At 67.6% G+C, this 14,677-nt stretch carries 17 protein-coding genes; 6 read left to right on the top strand and 11 right to left on the bottom strand.

Going from position 1 to position 14,677, the window contains the following annotated elements:
- From ACUY1T_RS13305 to def, 5 genes are all read right to left on the bottom strand, one after another.
- On the bottom strand, positions 1-111 hold a 111-nt coding region (locus tag ACUY1T_RS13305), incomplete at its 3' end, for an NAD-binding protein (protein ID WP_446023544.1).
- Positions 112-224: 113 nt separating this feature from the next.
- Positions 225-431: a dodecin gene (locus ACUY1T_RS13300; protein ID WP_446023533.1), complete on the bottom strand. Its 207-nt coding sequence runs from the start codon at positions 429-431 to the stop codon at positions 225-227.
- A gap of 39 nt (positions 432-470) precedes the next feature.
- Entirely contained in the window at positions 471-1,820 is a 1,350-nt protein-coding gene (rsmB, locus tag ACUY1T_RS13295; RefSeq protein WP_446023532.1) for a 16S rRNA (cytosine(967)-C(5))-methyltransferase RsmB, read from the bottom strand.
- Positions 1,820-2,806 (bottom strand): methionyl-tRNA formyltransferase, encoded by a 987-nt coding sequence (gene fmt / locus ACUY1T_RS13290; protein WP_446023529.1) that lies wholly within the window; start codon positions 2,804-2,806, stop codon positions 1,820-1,822. The genes rsmB and fmt overlap by 1 nt, the downstream gene beginning before the upstream one ends.
- A gap of 110 nt (positions 2,807-2,916) precedes the next feature.
- Entirely contained in the window at positions 2,917-3,429 is a 513-nt protein-coding gene (gene def, locus ACUY1T_RS13285) for a peptide deformylase (RefSeq protein WP_446023527.1), read from the bottom strand.
- A gap of 196 nt (positions 3,430-3,625) precedes the next feature.
- On the opposite strand from def, the gene ACUY1T_RS13280 reads away from it, so the two are divergent.
- The 5 genes from ACUY1T_RS13280 (at position 3,626) to aroE (ending at position 8,384) form a co-directional block, all read left to right on the top strand.
- A complete protein-coding gene (locus ACUY1T_RS13280) occupies positions 3,626-4,714 on the top strand; it encodes a LysM peptidoglycan-binding domain-containing protein (RefSeq protein WP_446023525.1) in 1,089 nt (362 codons plus the stop codon).
- Positions 4,715-4,773: 59 nt separating this feature from the next.
- The gene (gene dprA, locus ACUY1T_RS13275; protein WP_446023543.1) at positions 4,774-5,829 is read left to right on the top strand and encodes a DNA-processing protein DprA; all 1,056 of its coding nucleotides are present in this window, start codon (positions 4,774-4,776) and stop codon (positions 5,827-5,829) included.
- 80 nt (positions 5,830-5,909) lie between these two features.
- Entirely contained in the window at positions 5,910-6,467 is a 558-nt protein-coding gene (locus ACUY1T_RS13270) for an L-threonylcarbamoyladenylate synthase (RefSeq protein ID WP_446023524.1), read from the top strand.
- 34 nt (positions 6,468-6,501) lie between these two features.
- Positions 6,502-7,425, top strand: coding sequence for an oxygen-dependent coproporphyrinogen oxidase (gene hemF / locus ACUY1T_RS13265; RefSeq protein ID WP_446023522.1), 924 nt, complete (start codon positions 6,502-6,504; stop codon positions 7,423-7,425).
- A 146-nt stretch (positions 7,426-7,571) separates the two neighbouring features.
- Positions 7,572-8,384 (top strand): shikimate dehydrogenase, encoded by an 813-nt coding sequence (aroE, locus tag ACUY1T_RS13260; RefSeq protein WP_446023520.1) that lies wholly within the window; start codon positions 7,572-7,574, stop codon positions 8,382-8,384.
- Positions 8,385-8,387: 3 nt separating this feature from the next.
- On the opposite strand, the gene ACUY1T_RS13255 is transcribed toward aroE, so the two are convergent.
- Positions 8,388-8,648, bottom strand: coding sequence for a hypothetical protein (locus tag ACUY1T_RS13255; protein WP_446023518.1), 261 nt, complete (start codon positions 8,646-8,648; stop codon positions 8,388-8,390).
- 235 nt (positions 8,649-8,883) lie between these two features.
- A complete protein-coding gene (locus ACUY1T_RS13250) occupies positions 8,884-9,684 on the bottom strand; it encodes a M48 family metallopeptidase (RefSeq protein WP_446023517.1) in 801 nt (266 codons plus the stop codon).
- Positions 9,685-9,804: 120 nt separating this feature from the next.
- Between ACUY1T_RS13250 and ACUY1T_RS13245 the strand changes: the two genes are divergently transcribed.
- Positions 9,805-10,686, top strand: a complete 882-nt coding sequence (locus ACUY1T_RS13245; protein ID WP_446023515.1) for an ATP-binding protein — start codon at positions 9,805-9,807, stop codon at positions 10,684-10,686.
- On the opposite strand, the gene ACUY1T_RS13240 is transcribed toward ACUY1T_RS13245, so the two are convergent.
- The 4 genes from ACUY1T_RS13240 to ACUY1T_RS13225 all read right to left on the bottom strand — a co-directional run bounded on the left by ACUY1T_RS13240 (position 10,687) and on the right by ACUY1T_RS13225 (position 14,655).
- Positions 10,687-11,325, bottom strand: a complete 639-nt coding sequence (locus ACUY1T_RS13240; protein WP_446023513.1) for a hypothetical protein — start codon at positions 11,323-11,325, stop codon at positions 10,687-10,689.
- 104 nt (positions 11,326-11,429) lie between these two features.
- A complete protein-coding gene (gene der, locus ACUY1T_RS13235; protein WP_446023511.1) occupies positions 11,430-12,833 on the bottom strand; it encodes a ribosome biogenesis GTPase Der in 1,404 nt (467 codons plus the stop codon).
- Positions 12,830-14,014, bottom strand: a complete 1,185-nt coding sequence (bamB, locus tag ACUY1T_RS13230) for an outer membrane protein assembly factor BamB (protein WP_446023510.1) — start codon at positions 14,012-14,014, stop codon at positions 12,830-12,832. The genes der and bamB overlap by 4 nt, the downstream gene beginning before the upstream one ends.
- Complete coding sequence (locus tag ACUY1T_RS13225) at positions 14,011-14,655, bottom strand: YfgM family protein (protein WP_446023508.1); 645 nt, start codon at positions 14,653-14,655, stop codon at positions 14,011-14,013. Before ACUY1T_RS13225 ends, bamB begins: the two co-directional genes overlap by 4 nt.
- Positions 14,656-14,677 lie beyond the last annotated feature (22 nt).

Raw genomic sequence — 14,677 nt, 5'->3', positions numbered from 1 at the left:
GCGCAGCCGTTCGCCGTCGGTGTCCACCACCGTGATGTCATTCTCCTCGCGCGCGAGGTGCTCGGCCAGCGTACCGCCGACCTGGCCGGCGCCCAGGATGATGATCTTCATATGCTGTCTGGCCCATCAAACGACTCTGCGACGCCGTTATGGCGCCGCAGCATCCGTGGCTAGCATAAACCAGCCGAAGGTGATGTAACAGGTTCGTGTGGCGATGGCTGCCGTCAGTCCAGGGTGAAACCCACCTTGAGCGTGACCTGCCAGTGGCCGACACGGCCGTTTTCGATGTGCCCGCGGGTATCCATGACCTCGAACCAGCGCATGCCATGAAGGGATTGAGAGGCCTTGTCGAGCGCGCGCTGGATGGCGTCCTCGATGCTCTTCTCGGAAGAACCGGTCAGCTCGATATGCTTGTAGACATGGTCGCTCATGGGGGCTCCTTGCTCATGTGAACGGTGGCGGAGTCGGGTTCAACCCCGTTTCTTCAGTCTGGCATAAAAGAAGCCGTCGTGGCTGTCAGGCTCGGGCAGTAGCTGACGCCCGGGGCCCACCGCACGGCCCCAGCTCACTTCCCCGGGGGTCGTGATGCTGGCGTCGGGGGTGCGCTCGAGGAAGGCGCGAACCTGCTCGTCGTTCTCCTCGCGGAGTACCGAGCAGGTGGCATACAGCAGCGAGCCGCCCGGGCGCAGCAGCGGCCACAGGTTGTCGAGCAGGCGTGCCTGAAGCTCGGTCAGCTTGGTGACGTCGGAAGGGCGCCGCAGCCGCTTGATGTCGGGGTGGCGACGAATCACGCCGGTGCCGGAGCAGGGCGCGTCGAGCAGGATGGCATCGAAGAGTGTGCCGTCCCACCAGTCGCGTCCGGTGGCATCGGCATGCACCAGCGTGGCCGAAAGGCCGAGTCGCTCCAGGGTCTCTTCGACCCGGGCCAGGCGTACGGCATCGCTGTCGAGCGCCACCAGTTCGATGTCGAACAGCTCCAGCAGGTGGGCCGTCTTGCCGCCCGGGGCGCAGCAGGCGTCCAGCACGCGGCCGCCGGGGCGGGGTGCCAGCGCCGGCCCGAGCAGCTCGGCGGCGAGCTGGGCGGCCTCGTCCTGCACGCTGACGTCGCCCTCGGTGAAACCAGGAAGCGCCTGCACGTCGCAGGGTTTTTTCAGCGTCAGGCCATCGGGCGAATGCGCACACAGCCGTACCTCGATGCCGCTTTCCAGCAGCCTGGCCAGGTAGGCTTCGCGGTCGCCACGGCGGCGATTGATGCGCAGTGTCATGGGGCCGGGTTCGTTGTTGGCTTCGGCAATGGCGCGCCAGTCATCGGGCCAGGCCTGGCGCAGCGCCTTGAGTAACCAGCGAGGGTGGAGCATGGCAACCGCCGGGTCCTGGTCGACCTCGGCCTGCAGCGCCGCGGATTCCCGCGTCAACCGGCGCAGGCAGCCGTTCAATACGCGCGTTGCCCACTCCTTGCCGAGCTGGCGCGCGGCGCCGGCGGTCTCTCCCACGGCGGCATGCGCCGGGATGCGCAGGTAGAGCAACTGGTAGATGCCTAGCAGCAGCAGCGCCTGGATGTCGGCGTCGCGGGCCTTGAACGGCGTCTTGAGCAGACGCTCGGCCAATGCCTCGAGGCGGGGCAGCGTGCGACACACGCCATAGCACATCGCCTTGAACAGCGCCCGATCGCGAATCACCACCTGATGATCGTCCAGTTCGTTGAGCGATCCCTTGCCGGTGATCACGGGAACCAGGGCGCGGGCGGCGCTGGCACGCACCGCCTGGCCACCGTCCTGGACGTTTTTCCCGGCGCGGGTGGAGGGAGTGGAGCGATGCATCAGGCGCTCTCCTCGGTGGCATTGCCCAGGTGGTGCCCGGCAAGCAGGCGTTCGTCACGCGCATTGAGCAGGTCGCGGGCCGCCAGCGGCTTGCCGCCCGGCAACTGGGCCCGGGTGACCCGCAATACCTCGTCGCCCTGCGGGCCGCAGGCGATGCGCAGGGCGTCGGCGTCGGGCACAAGCAGAGTGCCTGGCAGCGCTGGCGGCTCATCGTCGCGGCGGGTGGCCACCTCGGCCATCAGTAGCCGCAACCGCGCATCGCCGCAGGTGCACCAGGCCACCGGCCAGGGGTTGAAGGCGCGCACCTTGGCGGCAAGCTCGCTGGCGGGGCGGGAGAAATCGAGTTCGGCCTCGGCCTTGGAGAGCTTGGCGGCATAGGTCACACCTTCCTGCGGCTGGGATGTGGCGGCAAGGCCTTCGCCTGCCAGCGCGTCCAGTACCTCGACCATTGCCTCGCCGCCGAGCCTGGCCAAGGTGTCGTGGAGTTCACCGCCGGTGGTAGCCGCGGTGATGGGCGTGCGTCGTGTGAGCAGCATGGCGCCGGTGTCGAGCCCGGCATCCATCTGCATGATGGTGACACCGCTCTCGCTGTCGCCGGCCTCGATGGCGCGTTGGATCGGTGCCGCACCGCGCCAGCGCGGCAGCAGCGAGGCGTGAACGTTGAGGCAGCCGAACCGGGGGATGTCGAGTACCGCCTGAGGCAGGATCAGGCCGTAGGCGACCACCACCATGATGTCCGCCCCGAAGTCGGCCAGCTCGGCCTGTACCTCGGCGCGCTTCAGGGTCTCGGGTTGACGGACGGGTAGGTCATGCTCGAGGGCGAGCGACTTGACCGGGCTGGCGGTCAGCTTGCGGCCTCTGCCGGCCGGACGGTCGGGCTGGGTGTAGACGGCCACCACCGTGTGTTGGCTCTGCAGCAGGGCAGCTAGGCTGGCAGCGGCAAAATCAGGGGTGCCGGCGAAGATGACGCGCAGGGGACGGGACATGTGTCGAGCCTTGCCAGTGGATGGTTCCACTCCATCATAACGGAGACGGCCCCAAACGACGAAGGCTGACGCGGATCGCGTCAGCCTTCAGTGTCGATACGCTACGGGGTTCAGGCGGACTGCATCAGCTTGTGGCGCTTCTGCATCTTCTTCAGCACGCGGTCGCGCTTGAGCGCTGACAGATAATCGACGAACAGAACACCCTCGAGATGGTCGTGCTCGTGCTGGATGCAGTGGGCCAGCAGCCCCTCGGCCTCGAGCTCGTAGGGCTTGCCATCGCGGTCCAGCGCCTTGAGGTGCACCTTGAGCGCTCGCGGGACCTCGGCGTAATACTCGGGAATCGACAGGCAGCCCTCGGACATCAGCTCGCGTGCGTCACCGATCGGCGTGTATTCCGGATTGATCAGCACCAGGGGGTTGGCCCTGTCGTCGCTGACATCCATCACGATCACGCGACGATGAACGTCCACCTGAGTGGCGGCAAGCCCGATGCCGGAAGCGTCGTACATGGTCTCGAGCATGTCGTCGACCAGCTGGCGCACCTCGTCATCGACCGTCTCGACCGGCGCGGCCTTGGTGCGCAGCCGCTCGTCGGGAAATTCGAGGATCGTCAATTTGGCCATGGCGTTGGAACCACCGTTATGCTGTCATTCGGGAATTGCCCCTATTCTAAGGGGCGGCAGGCCAGGGTGAAACCGCTGGCGCGCATATCAATTCAATAGCATTGGACTATAGCACGGCACGCCGGTTCCCGGTGTCGTCGTCGGGTAAGGCCGGGAGCGCCTAGGCCATGGGGGTGGCGGGATGGACGAGAAAGCAATGCGGAATCAGGACGGTCCGCTGAGATGGGCTCGAGCGTGGGGGGCCGGCCTTGCCCTGCTGCTCACGGCAACACTGGCCCAGGCCCAGGGGCTCAGCTGGGAGCAGGGGTTGCGCAGCGATGCGCCGGATCGCTATACGGTAGTACGGGGCGATACCCTCTGGCACATTTCGGGACGCTTTCTTCGTCACCCCTGGCAGTGGCCGGAGGTGTGGCAGGTCAATCCGCAGATCCGCAATCCGCACCTGATCTATCCTGGCGATGTGGTCTACCTCTACGACTGCAACGGTCGTCCGTGCCTGGGTCTCGAGCGTGGCCAGGGTGCAGTGCGGCTTTCGCCCGAGGTGCGTCGTGTCCCCGTGCGCGAGGCGATCGAACCGATACCGCTGGATACGGTCCGGCATTTTCTGCGTGACCACCGGGTGATCGACGACCCCGAGACGCTGAACGAGCTGGCCTACGTGGTGGCCGGTAACGACCGGCGCATCATCAGCGGTGCCGGCGATCGCATCTATGCCCGCGGTGAGCTGCAGCGCGCACAGCGCTACGGCATCTACCGCGTGGGTGAGCGCTACAGCGATGCTGCGACCGGCGAGACCCTGGGATTGGAGCTGATCAGCATCGGGCGTGCCCGGGCCGAGCGCAGCGAGGGGGATATCGCGATCATGGAGGTCCTCTCCGCCAGCCAGGAGGTGCGCAACGACGATATCGTGCTACCGCTGGAGGAACTCGAGCTGACCAGCGAGTTCGTGCCCCGCGCGCCGGATCGCGACGTCGACGGCACCATCCTCGCCGTGCCGGGAGGCGTGCGCTTCATCGGCCGACTGCAGGTGGTGGCGCTGGACCGTGGCCGTCGCGACGGGCTCGAAACGGGCCATGTACTCGAAGTCGAGCAGCAGGGGGAGCGCGTCGTCGACCCGCGTACCGGCGAGTCGCTGCGCCTGCCCGGCACCGATGCCGGGCTGATCATGGTCTTCCGTCCCTATGAGAGGATGAGCTACGGCCTGGTGATGAAGGCGACCCGTTCCCTGGAAGTCGGTGATCGTATTTACAACCCCCGCCGCGGGGTGGGGGTTGCACAGCGGTGAGCGAAGCGCAACGTACGCCGAGCCAGTGCGACTGGCTGGCGCTGACGCGCTTGCCGGGAATGGGTGCCTCGCGGTTGGCGGAAATCCTCTCCGCTGCCCCGGATTGGCCCGCCGGCTGGCTGGCTCGCTTGCCGAGCCAGGCAGCCACGGCCCTGCGGCTATGGCTCGATCATCCTTCCCGCAGCCCGCTGACCCAGGCGGTAGAGGCCGACCTGACCTGGCTCGAGGCCGCGCCTGGCCGCCACCTGCTGCATCCCGGGCATCCCGCGTGGCCGGCACTGCTGGAGCAGATCGGCGACCCGCCGCCGGTGCTCTGGGCCCTGGGTGACCTGGCCGCGCTGCAGCCGCCCCGGCTGGCCATCGTCGGTTCGCGCCGGCCCACCCGCGAAGGCCTGACCAATGCCGCCGCCTTTGGCCGTGAGCTGGCCAGCCGCGACTGGTGCGTGGTGAGTGGCCTGGCGCTGGGCGTCGACGGTGCCGCCCAGCAGGCCGCACTGGAAGCCGGCGGACGCAGCGTGGCGGTACTGGGTTGCGGCGTCGACGTGATCTATCCGCCGCGTCATGCGTGGCTCTACCAGCAGCTGCGTGATCATGGTGGGCTGATCCTTTCGGAGCATCCGCCCGGCACGGCGGCGCGGCCGGCATTCTTCCCCCGGCGCAACCGTATCGTTACCGGCCTCTCGCTGGGCGTGCTGGTGGTGGAGGCTGCCGAGAAGAGCGGCTCGCTGGTCAGTGCCAGGCTCGCCATGGAGCAGAATCGCGAGGTCTTCGCGCTGCCCGGTTCGATCCACAACCCCCAGGCTCGCGGCTGCCTGCGGTTGATCCGTCAGGGTGCGGTACTGGTGCGCCACGTCGACGACATTCTCGAGGAACTGACCCAGTGGGCAGCCTCGAGCCCCGAGTTGGCCCGGCCCCAGGAAACCGGATCGCAGGACGCCGCCAGCGGCGACCCGCTGCTGCGCTGGCTCAGCGATGCCCCCTCACCGCTCGATGCCCTGGTGAACCTGACCGGCCTGGCCGTGCCCGATTGCCAGCGCCGCCTGCTGGAGCTCGAACTCGAGGGGCGGGCCGCCCAGGCGCCGGGTGGCTGGGTGCGCCTGCCTGAGAACGCCTAGGCGTGCTAGCATGAGAACCCTCATCAGGACCGTCTGGCAAACTGCCGGCGGCTGCTGTGCTGAATGACCTGGCAGGAGACATGACCGTGGCCGAATCACTCGATGCCGCCGTTGCCGCGCTGCGCGCCGGCGGCGTAATCGCATACCCCACCGAGGGCGTATGGGGACTGGGCTGCGACCCTGACAATGACGAGGCCGTGGCCCACCTGCTGCGGCTCAAGGAGCGCGACCCGGCCAAGGGGCTGATCCTGGTGGCGGCCTCCATCGGGCAGTTCGCACCCTGGCTCGAGGGCCTGGCAGCGGAGCTGCATGCCCCGCTGGTCGCCAGTTGGCCGGGCCCCAACACCTGGCTGGTACCTCACAACGGCCGCACCCATGCGCTGGTACGCGGTGGTCACGACTGTGTGGCGTTGCGGGTCAGCGCCCACCCCGGGGTGGCGGCCTTGTGCCAGGCCTTCGGCGGCCCGCTCGTCTCGACCTCGGCCAACAGGGCCAATGAGCCCTCGGCCATGAGCGCCGCCGAGGTGCGCGAGATCTTCGGCGATGAGCTCGACGCCATCGTCGAAGGCGAGCTGGGCGGGCTCGATCGCCCCAGCACCATTCGCGACCTGCGCAGCGGCCGGGTCCTGCGCGCTTGATACCGCTAGGCTAACGAATTCGGTGGGAGGAGGCATGGCGCGAGCCAATCTCGAAACGGTGAAGGGCTACCTGCTCGACCTGCAGGACCGGCTCTGTGCCGGACTCGCCGCCGAGGATGGCGGCGCCGGCTTTCGCGAGGAGAGCTGGCAACGCGAGGCCGGCGGAGGCGGCCGCTCGCGGGTGATCGAGAACGGCCGCGTCTTCGAAAAGGGCGGGGTCAATTTCTCCCATGTGCATGGCGATCAATTGCCGCCTTCCGCGACAGCCGCCAGGCCCCAGCTCGCCGGGCGGGGCTTCCATGCGGTGGGGGTTTCCTGGGTGTTGCATCCCGAGAACCCCCACGTGCCCACCAGCCATGGCAACGTGCGCTTCTTCATTGCCGAGAAAGAGGGTGAGGCCCCGGTATGGTGGTTCGGCGGCGGCTTCGACCTGACGCCCTATTACCCGGTGCACGAAGACGTGCTGCACTGGCACCGGGTGGCCCGCGATGCCTGCGCTCCCTTCGGTGCCGAGGTCTATCCGCGCTTCAAGGCGTGGTGCGACGAATACTTCTACCTCAAGCACCGCGAGGAGACCCGCGGCGTGGGCGGGCTGTTCTTCGACGACTTCAACGAGTGGGACTTCGACGCCAGCTTCGCCTTCCAGCGCGCCGTGGGCGATGCCTTTCTCGAGGCCTACCTGCCCATCGTGCAGCGCCGCCGCGATACGCCCTGGAGCGAGCGCGAACGCGACTTCCAGCTCTATCGCCGCGGGCGCTACGTGGAGTTCAACCTGGTGTGGGACCGCGGCACCCTGTTCGGCTTGCAGAGCGGCGGGCGCACCGAATCGATCCTGATGTCGATGCCGCCCCTGGCGCGCTGGGAGTATGGCTGGCAGCCGCAGCCGGGCAGCCCGGAAGCGCGGCTGTACGAGGAGTATCTGCGCCCCCGCGACTGGCTGGGGGAAAGCGCTGAATGAGCATCTGCGCGACCGAATCGCTACGTTACGCGGTGCTCACAATCCTCATCTATAACCCATAGGCTCCGGTTGCTGCGCTCCGGGCGCCTTGCGCTTCATGTCGCTCGTTGGCTATTCAGGCGCTTCCCCGTGTTTGAGGAGATCCCATGACAGACCGCTACTGCGTTTTCGGCAATCCCATCTCGCATTCGAAGTCGCCGATGATCCACGCCGCCTTTGCCGCGCAAACCGGGGAGGCCATTGAGTACACCGCCATCGCGGCGCCGCTGGACGACTTCGCCGGCGCCTGGCGCAGGTTCGCGGCCGAAGGAGGGCGAGGGGCCAACGTTACCGTGCCGTTCAAGGAGGAGGCGTTCCGCCTGTGCGATGTCCTCAGCGAGCGGGCGCGGCGTGCCGGTGCGGTCAACACGCTGCTACTGGGCAAGAACGGCCTCACCTATGGCGACACCACCGACGGGGTCGGGCTGGTACGCGATCTGCAGCACCAAAAGGTAACCTTGGGCGGAGCCCGTATCCTGGTGCTGGGCGCCGGCGGGGCGGTGCGCGGGGTGCTGGAGCCACTGCTGGCGGCACAGCCCGCGAGCCTGCTGGTGGCCAACCGCACCGCCGAAAAGGCCGAGGCGCTGGCCGCCGACTTTCGCGACCTCGGCATGATCAGCGGCGGCGGCTTCGACGCCGTGGCCGGCCCCTTCGACCTGGTAATCAACGGCACCAGCGCGAGCCTGGCCGGCGACCTGCCGCCGCTGCCCGACGGCCTGTTCGCCGCGGGCGCCACCGCCTACGACATGATGTACGGCGCCGAACCCACCGTCTTCCTGCGCTGGGCCGCCGAGCGTGGGGCACGTACCTTCGATGGCCTGGGCATGCTGGTGGAACAGGCCGCCGAATCCTTCTTTCAATGGCGCGGCAAGCGCCCCGATACCGGTCCGGTGCGGGAGGCGCTGAGGCAATCCCTGTGACGCTCAGCGCCGCTTCACATACAGCCCAATCATGCACATGACGACCCCAGCCACCGACAGCAGCATGCCACCGTTGACCAGCCAGGGCTGGCGTTCTACCCAGGGAACGAAGGGCTGGGGCGTCTCACGGCATACCCCTGCCAGGTAGTCCCAGTAGCCGTTCTGGATCAAGGTGCATTCGCGTACGTCGCTGAGTTCCCAGAAATAGACGCCCATCAGTACGAAGATGGGCAGAATCAACAGCAGCAGTCCAAGACGTAACATTAGCTTTCCAAAGTTGAAATAGGGCTTGGGGAGGCGCTGATTTATGCCGCGAGCGAAGAGAGGCTGGTCGCCGCCGGAGCGCAGAACCGAGCGAAGCGACAAACATCCGGAGGATGGCCCCCGAAGGGGCGAGAAACCGAAGGTTTCGAGTCAACCGGAGTGTAGCTCGCTACATGAGGATTCCGAACACCGCCGGCGGGCAGGATATCGAGCGCAGCAATAAATCAGCGTTTCCCTAGGGGCGCGGGCAATTTGGCTGCCGCCCTGCCTGACGGGCCTGTTCATAGCGGGCCAGGGCGTTGTCCATCTCGGCTTGCAACCCTTGGGTACGCTGACCGTGGCTGGGGTGGGTGGACATCCAGGCTGGCGGGCGGGCGCCACCTTCAGCGCTCATGTTTTCCCACAGGGTCAGGCTCGCCCGAGGATCGAAGCCGGCGTCGGCCATCAGCCGCAGGCCGATCACGTCGGCCTCGCTCTCGTGGCGGCGCGAGAAGGGCAGCATGATACCGTACTGGGCGCCGAGGCCCAGGGCGCCCATCAGCTGTTCGCCACCCGGCCCCTGCAGGCCGGCGGCGGAGCCCAGCACCGACAGGGCGAGCTGGGTCGAGGTCTGGGTCGAGACGCGCTCGTTGGCGTGGCGCGCCAGCACATGGCCGATCTCGTGGCCGATTACCGAGGCGACCTGATCCTGGTCCCGGGCCACTCGGAGCAAACCGGTATTGATACCCATGTAGCCGCCCGGCAGGGCAAAGGCATTGGCCTGCTCCGATTCGAACACGCGGATCTGCCAGTCCTGGTTGCGCTCACGCTCCGGCAATACGGCGACAAGCGCTTCGGCGATGCACTGCGCATAGCGCTGTTGAGCCTGGCCGGCCGGGGGCAGATCCTGCTGGTACTGCTCGAAGGCTTCCTGACCCATCTGGTTGAGCTGTGCATCCGACATCAGCGTGAGCTGCTGACGTCCGGTCGGCGAAGTGGTGCAGGCGGTTACGGCGAGGGCCAGGGCACCCACGGCAAGGCAGCGAATCCAGCGCATGATCGAGTTCCTCGTTTAGTCAGCATCTATGACCCTGGACGGGGGATGACGGTTCGCCACAAGATACCCTGAACCATCATAAGGTCAACCGTGAACCATGGAAGTCCCGAGGAGATGCCGATGGATGCCGAGCTGAGCAAACGCCTGAGCCGCCTGCTGGATCACGTGGAGCACTGGCTGCCGCCCGCTCCGCAGGAGGTCGACTGGACCCACGATGTCGCCGCGCTGTGGCAACGCCATGCGCTGGGCGGCCGGCTGCTGCCGGTGCCGCCCCGCGATGCCCTGTCGCTCGACGACCTGCTCGGCATCGAACGCCAGAAACTGGCGCTGGTGGACAACACGCGCGCCTTCCTGCAAGGCCTGCCGGCCAACCATGCCCTGCTGTGGGGCTCGCGGGGCAGCGGCAAGTCGTCGCTGATCCGTGCCCTGCTCAACGGCCTGGCGGTGGAAGGGTTGCGCTTGGTGCAGGTCGACCGCCATGACCTGGCCGGGCTGCCCATGCTGGTGGAGCAGCTGCGCGGGCAGCCGCATCGCTTCGTGGTCTACTGCGACGACCTCTCTTTCGAGGGCCACGACGACGCCTACAAGGCGCTCAAGAGTGTGCTCGATGGGGCGCTGACCGGCCCGCCCGAAAACGTGCTGCTCTACGCCACCTCGAATCGTCGCCACCTGTTGCCGGAATCGTTGGCCGACAACGCCGATACCCGGCTGGTGGGGGAGGAGCTTCACCATGGCGATGCGGTGGAGGAGAAGATCTCGCTCTCCGACCGCTTCGGCCTATGGCTCGGCTTCTATCCCTTCAACCAGGACACCTACCTGGAGGCCTGCTGCCATTGGGTCACGCAGCTGGGCAGCGCCAAGGACTGGAATGCCGAGGCGCGCGCCGAGGCAATTCGCTACGCCACCCTACGCGGTGGCCGTAGCGGCCGGGGGGCCTGGCAGTTCGCCTGCCACTGGGTCGGCCGCCGCCGGCTTCACGAAGCTCACCTGCAAGAGGAGTGATCAGCGCTGCGGGGTCAGCTCGCCGTCCTGGCCCACGGCGAAGCGCAGCGTCGGTGTCCACAGCCCGGCCGGCAGGGTCACGCCCAGGCCGCGCAGGCTGCCCGGGGTGATGGCCAGCTCGCTGCCCGCCGGTAGTTCGCCCTGGCTGGCCAGTTGGGTGGCCAGCTCCACCATGGGTGCCAGGCGCCGAGTGTCGGTGGCCAGCACGTCGAAGGCCACCGGCAGGCGCAGGCGGGTATCGTCGCCGGAGGTCAGCGTCACGTCCTGCTGGTAGTCGCCGCTGACCGGCTCGGCGCCGGGAACGTCCAGGGTCCAGCGGAAGCCCGACATCTCCACTGCCGGCATGCCGACGGGCAGCGACAGGCCCATGGCCAGGGTGGCCTGCACCGGCAGGCTGCCCATGCCCAGGCTCGAGGCTACCAGCGAGGCGATGTCGCTGGTGTCGAGGCCGGCCTGGATCGAATAGGGACCGATGCGTACGTCCTCGATGCCGAGCGAGGTCACCGCGAGGCGAAAGGCGAACAGTCCGGTCTGGGGGAGGGCCAGGCAGCCGGTAAGCAGCATGGCCAGGCTCAGCGGGGCAAGCAGGCGCCAGCGACGGCGCGGTGCGACGAAGGACGATACGCGACTCAGGAACATCGGCTCCTCCCGTTGGGAAGCGGGTCAGTAAACAGGGTTGGGGGCAGGTCGGATTGCCGGGGTGTAACGGCCCGGCCTTGACGGCCAGGCAGGTTGGACAGTGGTCAGCGTCGTTTGTTGCGCGCGGCGCGGGTGCGTCCCAGTTCGCGCTGCTTGGCCTTCTCCCGGTCGCTGGCGCCTGCCAGCGGGTCGAACGGGTTGCTGCCGGAGCGGAACTCGAAGCGGATCGGCGTGCCACGCACCTTGAGCACCTTGCGGAAGGTATTGGTCAGGAAGCGCTTGTAGGCCTCGGGCAGGGCTTCGGTCTGGTTGCCGTGCACCACGATGATCGGCGGATTGCTGCCGCCCTGGTGGGCCATGCGCAGCTTGATCCGGCGACCGTGAACCAGCGGCGGCGGATGTTGGCTGACGGCATCCTGCAGCAGGGTCGTGAGGCGGTTGGTCGACCAGTGGCTGTTGGCCGAGGCGAAGGCGCGTTCGATGGAGGGGTAGAGATCGCCTACCGCGGTGCCGTGCAGCGCCGAGATGAAGTGCAGCTCGGCGTAGTCGGCAAAGCCCAGGCGTCGCTTGATCTCGGCGCGCATCTTCTCCTTGGCTTCCTGCTCCAGGCCATCCCACTTGTTGACCGCCAGCACCAGGGCGCGACCGGTCGTCAGCACGTAGTCGAGCAGGTGCAGGTCCTGCTCCACCAGGCCGCTGCGTGCGTCGAGCACCATGATCGCGACGTGGCACTCCTTGATTGCATCGAGCGTCTTGATGATCGAGAACTTCTCGGCGATCTCACTGACGTTCTTGCGCCGCCGCACGCCGGCGGTATCGATCAGCACGTAGGGCTTGCCGCGCCGCTCGAAGGGGATCTCGATGGCGTCGCGGGTGGTGCCGGCTTCATCGAAGACCACCACCCGCTCTTCGCCGAGCAGCCGATTGACCAGCGTCGACTTGCCGACGTTGGGCCGGCCGATGACGCCGATACGAATGCCCTTGGTGCCGGTATCCGCCGGGATGCTCAGGTCGCGCTCGGGGAAAGGGGCGAGCACTTCCTCGATCAGACTGGTGACGTTGCGGCCATGGGCGGCGGCGATGGGCCGGGGATCGCCGAGCCCCAACTGCCAGAAGTCGGCCATGGCCGAGTGCTCTTCCAGGCCGTCGGTCTTGTTGACCACCAGCCAGGTCTTCTTCTGGTTGACCCGCAGGTGGTTGGCGATGGCTTCGTCGGCCACCTGCAACCCGGCTCGGGCATCGACCATGAACAGCACGATGTCGGCCTCGTCGATGGCCGCCAGCGACTGCTCGGCCATGGCGGCATCGATGCCCTCCTCGTCACCGCTGATGCCGCCGGTGTCGATCACGGTGTAGGCCTTGTCGCCGAGCATGCCGTTACCGTACTTGCGGTCGCGGGTGAGCCCGGGGAAGTCTGCCACCAGGGCATCGCGCGAGCGGGTCAGGCGGTTGAACAGGGTCGACTTGCCCACGTTGGGGCGGCCGACCAGGGCAATCACGGGTGTCATCGTTTGATTTCCAGGGCCTCGAGACGGCCGCTGTTGGCCAGCACGTAGATGCGGCGGAAATCGGTAATCGGGCGCACGCTGATGCCGGAGCTGTCGACCCGGGTGCGAGCGGTGAAGCGCCCGTTCTGGACGTCGATCAGGTGCACATAGCCCTCGAAGTCACCCAGCACCAGGTTGCCGTCGGCGAAGGCCGGCGAGGTCAGCCAGCGGCCCTCGAGGTCGCGGTTGCGCCATACCTCCTCGCCGGTGCGAGAGTCGAAGGCGATCACGTGGCTGGCTTCGGTGACGGTGAACAGGCGATCGCCCACCAGCACCGGGGTCTGGAAGCTGGAGTGTTCGCGCTCCCACAGGACTTCGCCACTGGGCGCTTCCAGGGCCACCAGGCGGCCGTTGTAGCTGGTCACGAACAGCCGGCCGTCGGGCGTCAGTACCGGCTGGCCACCCAGGTCGACCATGCGATCGATCTCGCTGCGCCCGCGGGGCACGGCGATGCGTCGCTCCCACAATGGCTGGCCGCTGCGGTTGTCCAGCGTGACCAGGCGGCCGTTGGCGAAACCGGCGAAGGTCACAGGGTCGATCGTCGTCGGCGTACCGGTGCCGCGCAGGGTGAGGGCGGGTTCGGTAGTGGTATGGACCCAGCGCTCACGGCCGGTGAGCCGGTCCAGCGCCGTGACGGTGCCGTCGACGCTCTGCACGATGAGCAGTTCGTTGTTGGGCTGCGGCGGGGCCAGCACTTCACTGGAGACCCGCGCGCGCCAGCTGACGTCGCCGCTGGACTGGCTCAGCGCCAGCACCTCGCCGTTGCGGGTGCCGAGATAGACCTGTCCGGCCACGGCGGTCAGGCCGCTGGAAACGCCGACCTCGAGGTCGGTCTGCCAGCGGCGCTCACCGCTCTGGGCGTCCATGGCCATGACCCGGCCACGTTCGTCGGCGGCATAGATCACACCGTTGTCGAGCGATGGCGCGATGGGGTAGGTCGCCCGGCCCAGGCCCTGGCCGACACGTTGGCGCCAGTCGGTATTGAGTTCGGCGCGGGCGTCGAAGCGCTGTAGCTCCTTGGGGCTGTAGCGTGGCTCCGCCTTGTTGGCGCAGCCGGCCAGCAGGCCGAGGGCGAGGGTAGCCACCAGGGCCAGGGAGGACTTGCGAGCCAGGAATGACTTGCGAGTGTGGATCGTCTTCATAGCGTGGCCTCTTCGGCACCCAGGGCGTCGAGCTTGAGCTGAACGCCGTAGATCGGCTGATTGCGTTGTTCGGCGACCGCAAGGGCCTCCTGCCAGGCTTGGCGGGCATCGTCGTCGCGGCCCAGGGCGTGCAGGGCATCGCCGCGCACGTCGGCCTGCTGGGCGGCCAGGGCCGCCGGGACGTCGCGCGCCAGGGTATCGAGTGCGGCCTCGGCGTCACCTTCGGCCACCTGTAGCCTGGCCAGGCGCACACGCGCCAGGCCCTGCACGTAAGCGCGTCCGCTGGATTCGATCACGCCCTCGAGGACGCGACGGGCTTCGCCCAGGTCGCCTTCGTCCACGGCGAGGCGCGCGTCGATCAGGCGGGCCAGGTCGGCATACAGCGTACGGCCGTGATTGTCGGTGATCTCGACGACCAGGTTGCGGGCCTCGCCGACTTCGCCGCCGTCGGCCAGGCTGACCAGGTGCTGATAGCGCATCGATGCCGCTTCCGCCTGGTTGTCCTGGTAGTTCTGCCAGGCATTCCAGCCCACCACACCGGCAATCGCGATGGCCACGCCGGCGATCAGCGAGGTACCGTTCTCCTTCCACCAGCGCTTGATGGCTTCCAGCTGCTCTTCTTCGGTTCTCAGCTCCGCCACGGGCGGTCTCCTTTACACAGCA

This window comes from Billgrantia sp. Q4P2 (genome assembly GCF_052806135.1).
This window is presented reverse-complemented; position numbering and strand designations above follow the sequence as displayed.